The organism is Streptomyces sp. NPDC046859 (assembly GCF_040645135.1).
In the GTDB taxonomy this organism is placed as follows: domain Bacteria; phylum Actinomycetota; class Actinomycetes; order Streptomycetales; family Streptomycetaceae; genus Streptomyces.
This window is the reverse complement of record NZ_JBEYXR010000016.1, coordinates 1-15,801: the sequence shown is the minus strand read 5'-3', so window position 1 is coordinate 15,801 and position 15,801 is coordinate 1. Positions and strand designations below refer to the sequence as shown.

Sequence of the window (15,801 nt, the reverse complement as noted above, 5' to 3'; positions counted from 1 at the left end):
CGCACGGGGGACGCCCGCACGGACGTCACAGGAAGCGCCACAGCTGGTCGTCCGTTCCGTTGTCGTCGAACTGGACCACCTGCGCGCTGTCCGCGGTCGACATGCCGTCCACCCCGAGCACCTTGCCGCTGTTCCTGTTGAGCACGCGGCACCAGCCGTCGCCGTCGTCGACCAGCCGCCACAGATGGTCCGCCGTGCCGTTGTCCTCGAACTGCACGACAAGGGCGCTGTTCTGCGTCGACATGCCGTCGACGCCGAGGACCCTGCCGCTGTGGCCGTTGCGGATCAGGAACCAGCCGTCGCCCCTGTCCACGAGCTGCCAGGCGTGGTCGGCGGTCCGGGTGTCGGCGAACTGCACGACACGGGCGCCGTTCTCCAACGACATCCCGTCGACGGCGAGGACCTTGCCGCTGTGCTTGTTCCGCAGCCGGCGGAACGGCGGCTCGGGGACCCACGGCCTGCCGTCGGGCGCCGCCGTGGGGAAGGAGGTGATCCGCAGCCGGGCCGCGCCCGAGGGGATGAGCGTGACGGTCTCCACGGCTTCGCTGCCGCGGGCGGGGCCGTCCTGGAGCGGCGCGACGACGTGCTCGTCGTCCGCGATCCACTCCGGGACGCGCCGCGCCTGCGCCGTGATCCGCACGGGGGCCGACCGCGGGGTGAACGGCTGCGCGGGTACGCCGGACCCGGTGCGGGCGACGGTGAGCGGGGTGTCCGGCACCAGGCCGTAGTTCCACGGCGTGGTGGCGTGGACGGCGTGGGCGGGGAACGTGTCGGTGCCGCCGATGCGTTCGTAGCGCTCCCCGATGGCCAGGGAGTAGGTGAGCGGGCCCCTCTCCACGCTGACCGCGCCGTGCTGACCGGACCACGTCCGCAGCCTGGCCTGCTGGGGGAACCGGACGCGCACGGTGTCGCCGTCGCGCCAGGTGCGCCCCACCCGCGCCCAGGACGGGCCGTCGGACGCCGGGGACGCGGTTCCGTTCACCCGCAGTTCGGGGCCGCCGCACCACCCGGGGACGCGCAGCACGAGCGGGAACCGTACGGGACGGGGCGTGGACACCGTGAAGGTGACGGTGTCCCCGAAGGGGTAGTCGGTGGCCTCGGTGACGGTCACCGTCGTGCCGTCCGCGACCTGGGTGCGCACCGAACTGGGCGCGTACATCGCGGCCGCGAGACCGCCGTCGGGCGTGCCCAGCCACAACTCCTCGGTGAAGTACGGCCAGCCCATGCCGTAGTTGTGGGGGCAGCAGCGGTACTGGTCGACGCCGGCCTGGAACGCCTGCATGGCGAAGCCGTTCTGGAACTGCCCCTGCGTCTTGGCCCGGTCGTCGAGGTCGACGCCGTTGGCGCTGGTGATGTAGTGGACGGCCTTGCCCTCGGCGTCGAGGGAGGCGGGGAGCATGTTGAACGCCAGCTCCTCGCAGCGGTCCGCCCACACCGGGTCGCCGGTGATGCGGGTCAGCAGCTCGTGGCTGGCCATGAACTCGACGATGCCGCAGGTCTCGAAGCCCTGACGGGGGTCGGTGAAGCCGGGCCGGTAGTTCTCGTCACCGGCCAGACCGCCGCCGGGGAACCGTCCGTACTCGGCCATGACCGTGTCGTAGGCGCGATAGCTGGCCCGGGTGAGCTCGGCGGAACCGGTGAGCTGCGCGTACTGGGCGGGCTCGCGGAAGCCCTGGGCGATGTTGACGTTGTGCCGGCTCGGCGTGGGGCCGGTCCAGTCGGCGCCGTGGGTGTGCATCTTGGCCGCGAGGTCGAGCAGGAACGCCTCGCCGGTACGGCGGTGGAGCCAGACGGCGATGTCCAGCCCGTCGCCCCACCGGTACGACACCCAGCTCCGGTCGAACGCCCCTGGCCCCTGGGCGTTCATGAAGCGCAGGAAGCGGACGAGGAACGGCACCACGCGCCGGTCGCCGGTGTACTCCTCATGGCTGCGCAATGCCTGGAGCAGGGGCAGGAACGGCCAGAAGTCGGGCCCGCCGTCGAGGGAGGCGCGCAGGGCGCGCGGTCCGAAGAAGCCGTCGCTCTGCTGCGTGGCCAGGATGGCGTCCACCCATTCCCGCGACCGCTTCAGCGCGGCCGTGTCGCCCGTCGCGACGGCCAGCGGGATGTAGCCCCGCAGCCAGTAGGGCACCTCCTCCCACCCGCCGCGCTCCGGGTGCACCCAGCCGGTCGCCGCGAAGTCCAGGAAGTGGGAGCCGGATTCGAACCGCCCGCACAGACCGTCGAGTTGCAGCCGCAGCTGCCCGGCGAGCCAGCCGCGCGCGGTGACACTGCCCGGCCGAAGCCGCCGGAACCGGTCGGGCACCGGCGTCCCGGCCGGCGGGGCGGGTGCCGCGGCCGCGACCCCGGCGAGGGGGGCGCCGAGAGCCGCGGCCGTGAGGGAGAACGAGCCCGCGCCGAGCAACGCCCGTCGACTGAGGGACATGGGGGGACCTGCCTTCCGGGAAGGGTCGACCGAGGGGGGACAACGATGTCGCGCAGGTACGTGGGGAGGACGGAGCGCTCGGCTCCCTGGCTTGTACAACGTTGAAAGCGGCAGTCGTCGGCATGACAGCACGCTTGCGCGGACCTGTCCAGAGGTGGCGCGGCGAGGGACGGCGAGTGGGTGTGGGTCCGTGACGGCCGGGACAGCTCCGGGCCAGGGGGTGTCTTGTCGATCAGGCCGGCCGTCGGGACGCGCCGGCGCGCCGCCGCCGCACCGCCGACGAGATCCACGCGGTCAGTCGCACCGCCGAGCAGATCAACGCCCCGCCGACGACCACCGGGACGGACGCCATGAGGACGAAGGTGCCCAGCAGCTCGCCCCAGGTGGGCTCGTCACCCATCGTGCTTCCACCCTGCGCCATGGTCATCACCACGCGGCCCGGGGCCGATCGGTTCCCGGTGTCCTGGGGCAGGCGTGGCTCACCCGCCCGCCAGCAGGGCTTCCCCGAGCGGAGTGAGCGCGTGCAGGACCCGGCTGCCGTCCCGCACGGTAGTGATCAGGCCCGCTGCCCGCAGCACCGTGGCGTGCTCGCTGGCCGTGGCCGGTGAGACCGCCGCCCGCTCGGCGAGGGCCGTGGTTCCCGCAGGCGTCGACAGCGAGGCCAGCACCTGCGCCCGGGTCCGCCCCAGGAGGCCGCCCAGCACGTCGCCCGCCGGCACCGCGCGGTCGGTGACGGGCAGCGGCCGTACGAGCACCGTCGGCGCCGCGGGGTCGTACACCAGCAGGGCGCCCGCGGCGAAGTAGGAGGGCACCAGACGCAGCCCCCGGCCGCAGAGTTCGACGGTGTGCGAGGAGGCGAACGGCACCAGCAGGTCGGGCGGCTCCCAGCGCCAGCCCGGCTGCAGCGTCGCGAGCAGCGCCTCGACACCGCCGCGCAGCAGGGTCTCCGAGCGCAGCGCGCGGTCGGCGGCGGCCGCGTTCAGCACGGCGGGCCACAGCGGAGCGACCGACGAGCGGTGATAGCGCGTCAGATCCTCGGCCAGGCGGCGCCGCGCGGCGGGCGTGCCCTGCGCCAGGTCCCGCATCAGGGACGAGGCGGTCTCGCCCGGCAGCTCGGCGAGATCGGCGGCCAGCGCGGGCGTCGGGGTCCGCGCCGCCAGCTCGGCCGCGGAGCCGACGTCCCGGGCGGCCGGCTGGTACAGGAAGTCCGGCAGTCCGCCGCTGGGCCGCACGAGCCGGGTGAGGACGCCCGCGCGGGCGGCCAGCCCCGGCGCGACGGTCCGCCGCCAGGTGGCGAGTTCACGCCGCCGGCCCGCGGGGCCCGTGCCCGGCGCGGCCAGGTGACGGACGCTCAGAGCCGTCTCCAGGAGGACGTCGGGGGCCGCGGCGACGGTGACGCGGGCGAGGTCGGCCGGGCCGAACCGTATCCGTAACACGCCGGGCAGGCTACCGGAGCGGACCGGGTTTCGGCCCTGCCCGAAAGGAAGGGCGCGTACGGCCCGCGGACGGCGATCCTGCGGTGCGGATCCGGCGCCCCCGCCGGTGTCACGACCCCCTGGAGCCCAGATGTCCGTACCGCACCGGCTCGTCGCACCGGCGCTCGCGGCCGCCGCCCTGCTGATCGGCACCACGGCCGTGCCCGCCGCGGGCACCGGCCGCCCGCTGCCCGACCGCTACGTCGTCTCCCACACCCCGGGCACCCTGCCCGAGGGCATCGACGTCCGTCCCGACGGCACCCTGTACGTCTCCTCCGACGGCACCGGAGCACTGTACCGGGGCCGGGTGACCTCGCCCCGGATGCGGCCCTTCCCGGCGGAGGGCGCCACCTCCCGCGGCAGCACCCGGGGTGTCCACACCGACCGGGCGGGCCGCGTCTTCTCGGTCGGCCGGGGCCGGCTCACCGTGCACGCGCCCGACGGACGCCTCCTGCAGGCCGTGGACGCCCCCGACGGTCCCCTCGGCGCCCCCGACCTGAACGACCTCGTCGTCACCCGCGACGCCGTCTATGTCACCGACTGGGCCAACCCGGTCGTGCTGCGCGCCCCGCTGGACCACGGCCGGGTCGGGCCGCTGGAGCCGTGGGCCGACGTGCGCGGCGCGTTCCCCGGTTTCCCCGACCGGTACTGGCTGCTCAACGGCATCGTCGCCGATCCGGCCGGGCGCACCCTCCTCGTCGCCTCCAACGGTACGGAGGCCGTCTGGCGCATCGACACCACCACCCGCGAGGTGAGCCGCCTCGACCTGGGGGAGGAGTCCTTCGGCGCGGACGGCATGGTGCTGCACGGCCGCACCCTGTACGCGGTGCTCAACTACGGCGCCCCGCACGGCGTGTACATCGCCCGGCTCGACGCGGAGCTGCGCACCGGCACGGTCGTGCACCGCGTCACCGGTGCTCCCTTCGACCTGCCCACCACGCTGGCCCGCCGCGCGTGCCGGCTCTACGTCGTGAACAGCCAGAACGACGAACCGCCCGGCACCCCGCCGTACACGGTGACCGCCCTGGACGACCCGATGTGCGGGGCGGACGGCTGAGCCCCGGGGACGGCGTGCGGCGGGCCGCCCTCCACGGGGGAGCGGACGGGCCGCGCACGCCGTCGCCGCAGCGGTACGGCCAGGGGTGTGCGCCGAGCGGCTGAACTCCGCGACAAGGCCAGGACACGGCACGGACGGGCGGCAATGTCTCGCTCATGACGTCCGGGACAGGCACGGCCGAAGGTGCGACGAAGGGGCGGCTCGTCCTGTGGACGCTCGCCGCCGGACAGTTCCTCATGGCGCTCGACAGCTCGGTGATGAACGTCTCCATCGCGACGGTCGCCGAGGACGTCGGCACGACGGTCACCGGCATCCAGGGCGCGATCACCGCCTACACGCTGGTGATGGCCACGCTCATGATCCCGGGCGGGAAGGTCGGCGCGGTCATCGGCCGACGGCGCGCCTTCGCCCTCGGCTGCGTCATCTACGGATGCGGCTCCCTCACCACCTCGCTGGCCCCGAACCTCCCCGTGCTGCTGCTCGGCTGGTCCTTCCTGGAGGGCGTCGGCGCGGCCCTCATCCTGCCCGCGATCGTCGCCCTGGTTGCGGGCAACTTCCCGGCGGAGCGGCGCCCCGCCGCCTACGGGCTCGTCGCCGCGGCCGGTGCGGTGGCGATCGCGCTGGGACCCCTGATCGGCGGGTTCGCCACCACCTACCTGTCCTGGCGCTGGGTGTTCGCCGGGGAGGTGCTGGTGGTGGCCGTCATCCTGGCGACGGCCCGGCACATCCGCGACCCGCTGGGCGCCGGACGGCCACGCCTCGACCTCGTCGGCTCGGCACTGTCCGCCCTGGGCCTCGGCACCTTCGTCTACGGCGTGCTCCGCTCGGACGAGTGGGGCTGGTTCCGTCCCAAGCCCGGCGCCCCCGACTGGCTCGGCGTGTCGCTCGTCGTCTGGCTGATGCTGGCCGGCGTGCTGCTGATCCGGGTGTTCCTGCACTGGGAGGAGCATCTGGTCGCACGGCACCGCGATCCGCTCCTCGACCCGGCTCTCCTGCGGGTCAGGCAGCTCACCGGCGGGCTCATCATGTTCTTCTTCCAGTACCTCGTGCTGATGGGCGTGTTCTTCGTCGTCCCGCTCTACCTCTCGATCGCCCTCGGCCTGTCCGCGCTCCAGACCGGCGCGCGCCTGCTGCCGTTGTCGCTGACCCTGCTGGCCGCGGCCACCCTGATCCCCCGCCTCCTCCCCGACGTCTCACCCCGGCGGGTCGTCCGCCTCGGCATCCTGGCGCTGCTCGTCGGCGCCGTCGTCCTGATGGCCGCGCTGGACGCCGGCGCCGGGGCGGAGATCGTGACCGTGCCGTTCCTGCTGATCGGGCTGGGCACGGGCGCGCTGGCCTCCCAGCTCGGCTCGGTCACCGTGTCGGCGGTGCCGGACGAGCAGAGCGCGGAGGTCGGCGGCATCCAGAACGCCGTCACCAACCTCGGCTCGTCCATCGGCACCGCGCTCGCCGGGTCCATCCTGATCGGGGTGCTCGCCTCGTCGTTCCTGACGAGCTTCGAGCAGAACCCCGCGGTGCCGGCCGAGGTCGGGGACCGGGCCGCCGTGCAGCTGCAGAGCGGCGTGACCTTCCTGTCGGACGCTCAGCTCAGGTCCGCGCTCGACGAGGCGGGCGTGGACGAGGAGGTCGCCCGTGCGGCGCTGGACGCCAATGCCGAGGCCCGGCTGGACGGTCTGCGCGCCGCCCTCGCCATCCTCGCCTTCGCCTGTGCCCTCGCGCTGTTCTTCACCTCGCGCATCCCGGCCACCCAGCCCCGCTCCGCGTAGCCGGACGGAAGAAGCCGGCGCAGGGCCGGTCCGGCGCCAGTCGCGGGTCGGTGGTGCGGGCCCGCGCCGGGTGGGCGATACTGGCACGCTGGGTTTTCGTGCCCGGAGCGTCGTCATGTGCCCGGGGGTGGCAGCATCGGACGGCACGGCCGGGGGGCGGGCCGGACGGCGATCAGGCGTGGGGAGTGGACCGGCCGCGTATGGGTAGGCGCGGGCGGACGAACGGGGAGCGCAGGCAGTGATGAGGGATCCAGAGCCCAGGGGTGGTCAGCACGGGGGCGCGGACGGGACGTCCGCGCTGCGCGCGAGCATCGCGCTGGACGGGGACGGCACGGCCATCGCCCACGCCCGCCACATGGCGGTCGCCTTCCTGACGCGGGCGCAGAGCGAGCACGGGGTGCGTCTGTCCCAGCGGGGCATGGACCTCACCCAGCTGGTCGTCAGCGAACTGGTCACCAACGCCCGCAAGTACGCGCCGGGCCCGGCGAGGATGGATCTGAGCATCGACGGCGACGTGGTGGAGGTCGCCGTGTGGGACTCCGATCCGGTGCTGCCGGTCGCCCGGGCCGCCGACGCGGGCCGGGTCGGACAGCACGGCCTGGAGATCGTGATGGCCGTCTCCCAGGGCTTCTCGGCCCAGCGGGAAGAGGTCGGCAAGCGCATCACCGCCCGGATCGGCCTGGCGGACGAGACCCGGGCCGCCGGTGCCGAGGCCCGGCCGGGCGGTCAGGGCAGAAGCTCGATATAGCCGTCCGTCCCGTGCACCCGGACGCGCTGCCCGTCCTGGATCACTTCCGTGGCCCGCGCCACCCCGACCACGGCGGGCAGACCGTACTCCCGGGCGATCACCGCGCCATGGGTCATCAGACCCCCCACCTCCGTCACCAGGCCCGCGATCCCGACGAACAGCGGTGACCAGCTGGGGTCCGTGAACGGTGTGACCAGGATGTCGCCCGCCTCCAGGTCGGCCTGCGCCATGTCGAGGACCACCCGGGCCCGGCCCTCCACACTCCCCGCGGACACCGCCAGACCGGCCAGCGCCCCGGCCGGCACGTCGTCGCGCCGGTACGCCCCCGAGAGGGCCACCCCGTCCGAGGTGAGCACCCGGGGCGGGGTGAGCGCCTGGTACGACCGGAAGGCGTCCTTGCGGCGCCGCACGACCCCCTCGTCCACCCGGCGCGTGCGGACGGCCTCCTCGAACTCGTCGAACGTGAGGTGGTAGACGTCCTCCGGGTCGGCGAGGACACCCGCGCGCACCAGGGCGTCGGCCTCCCGCAGCAGGGCCTGCCGGTAGACGAAGGAGCGGCTGACGATGCCGTACTTCGGATACTCCCGGTAACCGATGAAGGTGCGGACCCGCTCGATCATCCGGCGCGTCTCGTCGGCCTTGCGCTCCCCGTCCGGCAGGGCCCGCAGCCGCTCCAGCACCTCACGCTCCTTCGCGAGCGCCTTGCGCCGGCCCTCCTCGAAGCGGCGCGCGGCGGCGCCCGGCCTGAAGCCGCGGACGTGGTCGAGGATGACCGGCACCAGTGCGCTGGGCCGCTCCCGCCAGCGGGGCCGTGTGATGTCGATCTCGCCGACGCAGCGCATGCCGTACCGGTCGAGGTACGCCTCGATGGCGTCCCGGGCCTCGGCGCCACCGGGGACCTCGGGCAGCTCGTCCAGGAAGCCGTCGTCCTGGACGCCCTGGAGGAAGGCGACCACCTCCGGATGCGGGCGGACCACGTCGGCGACGTCGAGCAGCGCCAGCCCCATCTGCGAGGTCACGTTGCCGGGTGCGGACAGGGTGAGCGTGTCGGCCGCGTTCTTCTCGCCGAGCCACTCCTCCAGCCGGTCGTTGAGCCACCAGGTGGCCTCCATGCCCGCCATGATCGCCCGCATGCTCAGCGGGTCGCCGACCACCCGCTTGTGCTCCTCGAAGGCCTCCCGAAGGAAGGCGAACAGCGCGGGACCGCTCTTCGTGCGGATGTCCCGCTCCAGGGCGGCCAGGGAGCGCCGGCTGCGTTCGATCAGCTCGGTGACGACGGCCGGATCGGTCCCGACCGGTTCGGCACCGCCACCGGCCGGGGGCTGCGCGCCGGCCGTCCCCGCGGGCAGCGGCTCGAACTCCTCGCCTTCCAGGACGGTTTCCAGGGCGTCCCGGGTCAGCGGGTCGCCACGTCCGACGACGTCCAGGAGAGCCGCCCGGCTCGTGGGCGCCGCCAGCCGGGCGGTGGCGTCGACGAACAGCCGCCCGCCGGCCTCGTGCATCGGTGCCAGGGCCGTCAGCTGCCACATGGAGAGGCCCAGGGGTTTCATGGCGTCGGTCATCATCTGCTGGTGACCGACGGAGAGGTAGACGCGGAAGGCGTCGTCGTCCCGGTCGGGCACAGGGAACAGGGTGGTGATCGGCCGGCTCTGCACGATGTGGAAGCCGTCGTCGTCCAGGCACCACTCGATGTCCTGGGGGCTGCCGAAGTGCGCCTCGACACGCCGCCCGAGCGCGACCAGCCGCACGGCCTGATCGTCCGTCAGCACCGGTTCACGCTGCCGCCGCTCCTCGATCGGTGTCTCCCGGGTCCCGCCGCCGGGCAGGGCGTGCAGGGCGCGCTGCTTGGTGGCGGTCGTCCGCGCGACGACCTCGCCGTGCCGCACCGTGAGGACGTCCGGGTCCACCAGCCCCGACACCAGGGCCTCGCCGAGGCCGAAACCGGCGTCCACGGTCGCCGAGCGGCGTTCGCCCGTCACCGGGTCGGCCGTGAACAGGATGCCGGACGCCCGCGGCACGACCATCCGCTGCACGACCACGGCCATGTGGACCGTACGGTGGTCGACGCCCTGGCGCCCGCGGTAGGTCACCGCCCGTTCGGTGAACAGGGAGGCCCAGCACCGGCTGACGTGCCGGAGGATCTCCTCCGCGCCCACGACGTTCAGGTAGGTGTCCTGCTGGCCCGCGAAGGAGGCGGTCGGCAGGTCCTCCGCCGTCGCGCTGGACCGTACGGCGTACGCGGACCGCTCACCGTGCCGGGCGAGCGCGCCGGTGATCGCCGCCGCCACCTCGTCCGGGAGCGGCGTCGCCTCGACGGCCCGGCGCAGACGGGCGGCGAGCGAACGGACCTCCTCGCGGTCGCCGCCGTCCACACGGGACAGCCGGTCGAGCAGCTCGTCGGCCTCGGGGGCCTCGGCCATGATCCGCCGGAAGGCGGTCGTCGTCACGCAGAACCCGGCCGGCACCCGGATCCCGTCGAGCCGGGACAGCTCGCCCAGGTGGGCGCCCTTGCCACCGACGGCGGCGAGCCCCGTCCCGTCGACGTCCCGCAGATCCACCACCAGAGGCCCGCTCATCGCGCCACCTCCGGCGCGGCCGTGCGGCACATGCGCGGGGACCGTTGGTACGCCGACAACACCACAAGCACGTCGAGCCCTCATTTCCGCAGGCAGTGGCAACGGCCGACGATTCTGCGCCCCCACCGGGGCCTTGCCGCAAGCCCCCCTGTGGGCTATACGTTGAGAAGGGCGAGGAGACATATCTCCTCGCCCTTCGCGTTCAGGCGTCCACGCGTCGCCCGCCTCACTCAGACGGTCGTGGTGAACCGCTCCCAGACGCGGTGCGCGCCCATCAGTTCCCGCACCTGCTCCAGCGTGGCCGTGCCGTCGGTTCCGACCACGACGCCCGGCGCGTCGACGGGGATGCCGGCCGCCTCCAGGACCGCCTCGCCGCCCGCCCACGCGCCGATCGCCTTGCCGTGCCGGAACGCCTCGGTCAGCAGTTGCACCACGCGCGGGTCGGCGCCCCCATGCGGGCCCGAGGGAAGCGCCTTGGCGTCACGGGAGCCGTGGGCTTCGTCGCCGGCGGTCGGCGCGCCCGCCACGAGCAGCGCGTCGAACTCGATGGACCGCGCGGTCACGAACGTCCGCTGCACGGTCACGGCGTCGTCGCCCGTGCCCAGCTTGCCACCGGCCGGGGCGACGACCAGCGGCACCATGTCCGCGCCGAGCACCGCCTCGCGCACCGACCGCACCCCGTCCAGGTCGCCGCCCTCGGCGGTGACGATGCCGACGAGGCGCCCGTCGGTCGGCCAGACCTGCCCGACCTGGGACAGCGCCGGACTCGGCTCGACGTCGGCGAGCGGCACGGTCGGCTCGGGCGCCGGCAGCCCCAGGCCCTCCGCGACACGTGCGCACAGGACGGGGTCGATGTTGGCGAGCGTCTGCAACGCCCGCTCCTTGATGGCCTGTTCGTAGCACTTGCCGAGCTCGAACGTGTAGGCGCCGATGATGTGCTCCTGCTCGACGGCGCTCATGCTGAGCCAGAACCGGCGCGGCTGGCTGAAGTGGTCGGAGAACGACTCGGGCGCCTCGCGGACCTTCGTCGCCTCCGGCACCCGCACCGGCGTCTCGACGTAGGCGCCGTTGTCCGCGCCGGCCAGGAACGGGCAGCCCCCGTCGAGGGAGTTGGGCCGGTACGGGGCGACACCGCGGTGCACGGCGTCCTGGTGGAAGCCGTCGCGCAGCATGTCGTTGACCGGCGCGTGCGGCCGGTTGATCGGGATCTGCGCGAAGTTCGGGCCGCCCAGCCGGGTGATCTGGGTGTCCAGGTACGAGAACAGGCGCCCGGCGAGCAGCGGGTCGTCGGTGATGTCGATACCGGGGACCAGGTGGCCGACGTGGAAGGCGACCTGCTCGGTCTCGGCGAAGAAGTTCGACGGGTTGCGGTTGAGCGTGAGCAGCCCGATCGGCTGCACGGGGGCCAGCTCCTCGGGCACGAGGTTCGTCGCGTCGAGCAGGTCGATGCCCTCGAACATCTGGTCAGGTGTGTCGGGGAAGGTCTGGATGCCCAGCTCCCACTCCGGGTAGGCGCCGGCCTCGATGGCGTCGGCGAGGTCGCGGCGGTGGAAGTCCGGGTCGACGCCGCCCGCGATCTGCGCCTCCTCCCACACCAGCGAGTGCACACCGAGCTTCGGCTTCCAGTGGAACTTCACCAGGGTCGTGGAACCGTCCTCGGCCACCAGCCGGAACGTGTGGACGCCGAACCCCTCCATCGTGCGGTACGACCTCGGGATGCCCCGGTCGGACATGTTCCACAGCGTGTGGTGGGTGGCCTCGGTGTGCAGGGAGACGAAGTCCCAGAAGGTGTCGTGCGCGCTCTGTGCCTGCGGGATCTCCCGGTCCGGGTGCGGCTTGCCGGCGTGGATGACGTCCGGGAACTTGATCGCGTCCTGGATGAAGAACACGGGGATGTTGTTGCCGACGAGGTCGAAGACGCCCTCCTCGGTGTAGAACTTCGTCGCGAAGCCGCGCGTGTCCCGCACCGTGTCGGCGGAGCCGCGGGAGCCCAGGACGGTGGAGAAGCGCACGAACACCGGCGTCTCCGCTCCCGGCGCCAGGAACGCCGCCTTCGTCACCGAGGACGCCGTGCCGTAGCTCTTGAAGACGCCGTGCGCCGCCGCACCGCGCGCGTGCACGACCCGCTCCGGAATGCGCTCGTGGTCGAAGTGCATGACCTTCTCGCGCAGATGGTGGTCCTGAAGCAGGACCGGGCCGCGCGGGCCCGCCTTGAGCGAGTGGTCCGTGTCGTAACGGCGGACGCCCTGAGCGTCTGTCAGGTAGGCGCCGGACTGGGCCATGCGGGCTCGCGCCGCCCCCGTTGCCTGGCCGGTGGGCGACATCGTGTCCGGGCCGCTCTGGTCGGGCTTCGGCGGCAGGGGCTCGTGCGGCTCGGTCGGCTCCGCGACCGTCGGGGACTGCGGTCCGGGCTTGCCCGGGATGCCGTCCTCCGGGCCCGAGCCGCCACCCTGGACGGCTTCCGCGACCTTGTCCGTCGCCCGCTTGAGGGGGTTGGGCTGGCTCATCGCTATCGTTCCTCTGCTCTCTGCCGGCCACGGCCCGCCTGCGAACCCGGCTGCCGTGAGATCCGGCGCCGAGTACCCGGCTGCGCCCGACATATCCCCCGTACCGGCAGACCCGCCGGCCCCATACGCCCCACCGGACGCAACCCCTGAGCAGGTATGTACGTCCGTACACTCCACGGCATACGGTCGTCCGCTTGCCGTTCGGCCACCCGGCCGCCGACCCCCGCACCCAGCTGAGGCCGTCGAACGCCGCGTCCGAGTCCGCGTCGAGGGGGCGGTCTCCCGGACGTAGGGGGCCGGGGCGTGCTCCGAGACGGGGGTCACGGCAGCCCCGGCCGGGTCGCCGGGCGGCAGCCCCGGCCTGCGGCGAGGCGGGCACCGGCCGGTCAGCCGTGATCGTCGAGCGATCGGTTCTTCATATCTTCCGATCAGGCGGTGTCGTTCCCGCGCAGGCCGCCTCCCGGCCCCCTCGTCCCGTCCTACGGTGCCGATCGCGGGCCCGGAACCGGCGCCCGCCAGAGCACCGACAAGGGGAGGCGCCGATGGCGAACGTGGAAGTGACGCTGAAGGAGATGACGGCGGGGATCGAGGGGGCACTGGGCGCGGCGGTGGTCGACTACACCAGCGGCATGGCCCTCGGCACCCTGGGCGGGGGAAAGGACCTGGACCTGACCGTCGCCGCCGCGGGGAACACGGACGTCATCCGTGCCAAGGTGCGGACCATGGAGCACCTCGGCCTCGGGGGCGCGGTGGAGGACATCCTGATCACGCTGAACGACCAGTACCACGTCATCCGGCTGGTCGCCGGCCGCGGCGGCAACGGACTGTTCCTGTACCTCGTCCTGGACAAGGCCCGCTCCAACCTCGCCATGGCCCGCCACCAGCTCAAGCGGCTCGAGGAACAGCTCGAGGTCTGAGCCCGCGACCGCTCCGGGCCGCCGTGCGCCCACGAGTTGAAGACTTCTTCAAGTCATCACATGGAGAGGGTCGCACTTCGTGAACGCCGGCCGCCCGGGCCCAGCAGGATGAGCGGGACCCCCATGGCGCGACCGGGCCCCCGGGCCCGTCGCGTCATGGGAAGACGCACCTACGGACCGGCAGGAAGAGCGTGATGCAAGTTCCCCTTTATCAAGCCAAGGCGGAGTTCTTCCGCATGCTCGGGCACCCGGCGCGCATCAGGGTGCTGGAACTGCTGCAGCACGGACCGGTCCAAGTCCGTGACCTGCTCGCCGACATCGAGATCGAGCCGTCCAGCCTCTCGCAGCAGCTGGCGGTCCTGCGGCGCGCGGGCATCGTGGTCTCCATCCGGGAGGGTTCCACCGTCAGCTACGCGCTCGCCGGCGGTGACGTGGCCGAACTGCTCCGGGCCGCCCGGCGCATCCTCACGGATCTCCTGGCCGGACGGAACGAGCTCCTCGCGGAGCTGCAGCAGTCCGGCGGCGCCGCGCCGCCGGTGGCCGCGGCCGTCCGGCAGCCCGGTGGAGACGGCGCGCGCTGACGAGGGCCTCTGGACAAGGGGTCCCCGCGGTGCTGTCGTGGACATGACGGTGTTCCGGTGGTGCGGGGAACAGGAGCCGAACGTCATGCCGACACGTATGCGCCGTCCGGCCGGCGCGCTGGTGGCCCTGGCGATCGCCGCGGCCGGCCTCGCGGCCCTGCCCGCCCCCGCGCACGCCGCCCCGGGCACCGGTGTGCGCCCTGGCCTGCGACACCCTCGACCCCTCGCAGGCCGAGCAGGACACCTTCCCGGTCGCCGACCGCGTGATCAATGGACGCCTCCTGCGGCTGCACGTGTCCGACCCGGACTCCATGGCCTGGGCGAGCATCGACCGGGCCGTCACGGGCGACGCCGTGTGGCTCGACCGCTCCTGGGACCGCGGTGCCACCTGGGAGCCCCTGCTCGGCAAGGCGACCGTGCCGGCGACCTGGACCGGTACGCGCACCCTCATGTACAACCTGACCGATCCGGTCGCCCACCGGCGCGGCTGGATCCGCGCCTGCGGCGACGCGGCGGCCGTCACCTGCACCGACTGGGTGTACCCGACCGTGTGCGACGGCGCCTCCTGTGACGGCGACGACCCCACCGGGGCGACCGGCGGCGACCGGCCGGTGCCGGCGGCCACTCTGTTCGGGCGGACCATCGACCTGCACATGGACCAGGCGCGCGGTACCGCCTGGGCCACGATCGCGCGGGGCGGCGCGGGCGACGAGGTCTGGCTGGACCGCTCCTGGGACGGCGGCGCGACCTGGCCCGAGGGCTCCTCCCTCGGCCGTACGGCCGTACCGGCGGGCGCGTCCGCCACGCGCACCGTCATGGTCGCGACCCGTGATCCGCGCGGCCTGCTGTACGGCGGCGCGGTGCGGGCCTGCGGGCGGGTGGCCGACCACCAGGAGGGCAGCTGCACGGCCTGGGCGCGGCCCGCCCCGACCCGGGCGCGGGCCGCGGCGGACGCGCTGATGGCGTCGTACCGGACCGACGAGGGCTGGTGGCGGAGCAGTTGGTGGAACTCGGCGGTCGCCCTCACCGCGCTGGCCGACTTCGCGCGCCGCACCGGCCGGCACGACTACGACTGGGCGATCGCCCGCACCTTCGAACAGAACAAGGGCGCCTTCCCGGCCGGCGCGCGCGGCTCCGACCCCGTCGAAGGGCACTTCATCAGCCGTGCGATCGACGACGCCGCCTGGTGGGCGGTGGCCTGGCTGGCCGCGTACGACCTCACCCGTGAGCGGCGCTACCTGGACGAGGCCGTCACCATCACGTCCTATGTCCACGCCTACTGGGACCCGCGCACCTGCGGCGGCGGTGTGTGGTGGGACCGGGAGCGCACCTACAAGAACGCCGTCACCAACGGGCTGTACCTGTGGCTGACGACCGCCCTGCACCAGCGGCTGCCCGGCGACACCGTCTGGGGCGGCCGGTCCGCGGCGGCCGCGGACTGGTACCTGGGCAGCGGCCTGATCAACGCGGCCGGACTGGTCAACGACGGTCTGACGGCGAGCTGCGCCAACAACGGCCAGACCGTGTGGAGCTACCAGAATTCATTCGCTGTGCATCGGCCTTCAGGCTGGTGGTGAAGCGGATCTACTGGTCGCGACGCGGAGCGTCGCGGATTCAGGTCCGGCGGAGCCGGACGGCGTGGTTCTTTGCCTGCGGTGAGGAGCGTCGCGAGGGCTTTCCCGGTTCAGCCGGGTGGTGCGCACACCGGTCTCTGCTGTTCGATGTACTGCCTGATCACGGAGAGCGGGG

The 15,801-nt window shown here is 73.5% G+C and carries 11 protein-coding genes; 6 read left to right on the top strand and 5 right to left on the bottom strand.

Features of this window, described 5'->3' with window-relative positions:
- Positions 1–25 precede the first annotated feature (25 nt).
- The 3 genes from ABZ899_RS23175 to ABZ899_RS23165 form a co-directional block, all read right to left on the bottom strand.
- Entirely contained in the window at positions 26–2,425 is a 2,400-nt protein-coding gene (locus tag ABZ899_RS23175; protein WP_361349280.1) for an RICIN domain-containing protein, read from the bottom strand.
- Between the two features lie 232 nt (positions 2,426–2,657).
- Entirely contained in the window at positions 2,658–2,825 is a 168-nt protein-coding gene (locus tag ABZ899_RS23170) for a hypothetical protein (RefSeq protein WP_361349278.1), read from the bottom strand.
- 79 nt (positions 2,826–2,904) lie between these two features.
- Positions 2,905–3,861: a winged helix-turn-helix domain-containing protein gene (locus tag ABZ899_RS23165; protein WP_361349275.1), complete on the bottom strand. Its 957-nt coding sequence runs from the start codon at positions 3,859–3,861 to the stop codon at positions 2,905–2,907.
- A 130-nt stretch (positions 3,862–3,991) separates the two neighbouring features.
- Here ABZ899_RS23165 and ABZ899_RS23160 point away from each other — a divergent pair, with 130 nt between their 5' ends.
- The 3 genes from ABZ899_RS23160 (at position 3,992) to ABZ899_RS23150 (ending at position 7,471) form a co-directional block, all read left to right on the top strand.
- On the top strand, positions 3,992–4,957 hold the full coding sequence (locus ABZ899_RS23160) for a hypothetical protein (protein WP_361349272.1): 966 nt from the start codon (positions 3,992–3,994) through the stop codon (positions 4,955–4,957).
- A gap of 155 nt (positions 4,958–5,112) precedes the next feature.
- Entirely contained in the window at positions 5,113–6,723 is a 1,611-nt protein-coding gene (locus ABZ899_RS23155) for an MFS transporter (RefSeq protein ID WP_361349270.1), read from the top strand.
- A 241-nt stretch (positions 6,724–6,964) separates the two neighbouring features.
- Complete coding sequence (locus ABZ899_RS23150; protein WP_361349268.1) at positions 6,965–7,471, top strand: ATP-binding protein; 507 nt, start codon at positions 6,965–6,967, stop codon at positions 7,469–7,471.
- On the opposite strand, the gene rph is transcribed toward ABZ899_RS23150, so the two are convergent.
- Both rph and ABZ899_RS23140 read right to left on the bottom strand, forming a co-directional pair.
- On the bottom strand, positions 7,450–10,047 hold the full coding sequence (rph, locus tag ABZ899_RS23145; protein WP_361349266.1) for a rifamycin-inactivating phosphotransferase Rph: 2,598 nt from the start codon (positions 10,045–10,047) through the stop codon (positions 7,450–7,452). The genes ABZ899_RS23150 and rph overlap by 22 nt on opposite strands.
- A gap of 230 nt (positions 10,048–10,277) precedes the next feature.
- Positions 10,278–12,554 carry a catalase gene (locus tag ABZ899_RS23140; RefSeq protein WP_361349263.1) on the bottom strand — a complete coding sequence of 759 codons (2,277 nt, stop codon included), beginning with the start codon at positions 12,552–12,554 and terminating at the stop codon, positions 10,278–10,280.
- Positions 12,555–13,096: 542 nt separating this feature from the next.
- On the opposite strand from ABZ899_RS23140, the gene ABZ899_RS23135 reads away from it, so the two are divergent.
- From ABZ899_RS23135 to ABZ899_RS23125, 3 genes are all read left to right on the top strand, one after another.
- On the top strand, positions 13,097–13,471 hold the full coding sequence (locus ABZ899_RS23135) for a hypothetical protein (RefSeq protein WP_361349261.1): 375 nt from the start codon (positions 13,097–13,099) through the stop codon (positions 13,469–13,471).
- 194 nt (positions 13,472–13,665) lie between these two features.
- Positions 13,666–14,052: a metalloregulator ArsR/SmtB family transcription factor gene (locus ABZ899_RS23130; protein WP_361349258.1), complete on the top strand. Its 387-nt coding sequence runs from the start codon at positions 13,666–13,668 to the stop codon at positions 14,050–14,052.
- A gap of 191 nt (positions 14,053–14,243) precedes the next feature.
- The gene (locus ABZ899_RS23125) at positions 14,244–15,629 is read left to right on the top strand and encodes a glycoside hydrolase family 76 protein (protein WP_361349255.1); all 1,386 of its coding nucleotides are present in this window, start codon (positions 14,244–14,246) and stop codon (positions 15,627–15,629) included.
- Positions 15,630–15,801 lie beyond the last annotated feature (172 nt).

Bases quoted from the DNA above. Each gene is read 5' to 3' on its own strand.
- ABZ899_RS23175 (WP_361349280.1), bottom strand. From the start codon at position 2,425: ATGTCCCTCAGTCGACGGGCGTTGCTCGGCGCGGGCTCGTTCTCCCTC.
- ABZ899_RS23170 (WP_361349278.1), bottom strand. From the start codon at position 2,825: ATGGGTGACGAGCCCACCTGGGGCGAGCTGCTGGGCACCTTCGTCCTC.
- ABZ899_RS23160 (WP_361349272.1), top strand. From the start codon at position 3,992: ATGTCCGTACCGCACCGGCTCGTCGCACCGGCGCTCGCGGCCGCCGCC.
- ABZ899_RS23155 (WP_361349270.1), top strand. From the start codon at position 5,113: ATGACGTCCGGGACAGGCACGGCCGAAGGTGCGACGAAGGGGCGGCTC.
- ABZ899_RS23150 (WP_361349268.1), top strand. From the start codon at position 6,965: ATGAGGGATCCAGAGCCCAGGGGTGGTCAGCACGGGGGCGCGGACGGG.
- rph (WP_361349266.1), bottom strand. From the start codon at position 10,047: ATGAGCGGGCCTCTGGTGGTGGATCTGCGGGACGTCGACGGGACGGGG.
- ABZ899_RS23140 (WP_361349263.1), bottom strand. From the start codon at position 12,554: ATGAGCCAGCCCAACCCCCTCAAGCGGGCGACGGACAAGGTCGCGGAA.
- ABZ899_RS23135 (WP_361349261.1), top strand. From the start codon at position 13,097: ATGGCGAACGTGGAAGTGACGCTGAAGGAGATGACGGCGGGGATCGAG.
- ABZ899_RS23130 (WP_361349258.1), top strand. From the start codon at position 13,666: ATGCAAGTTCCCCTTTATCAAGCCAAGGCGGAGTTCTTCCGCATGCTC.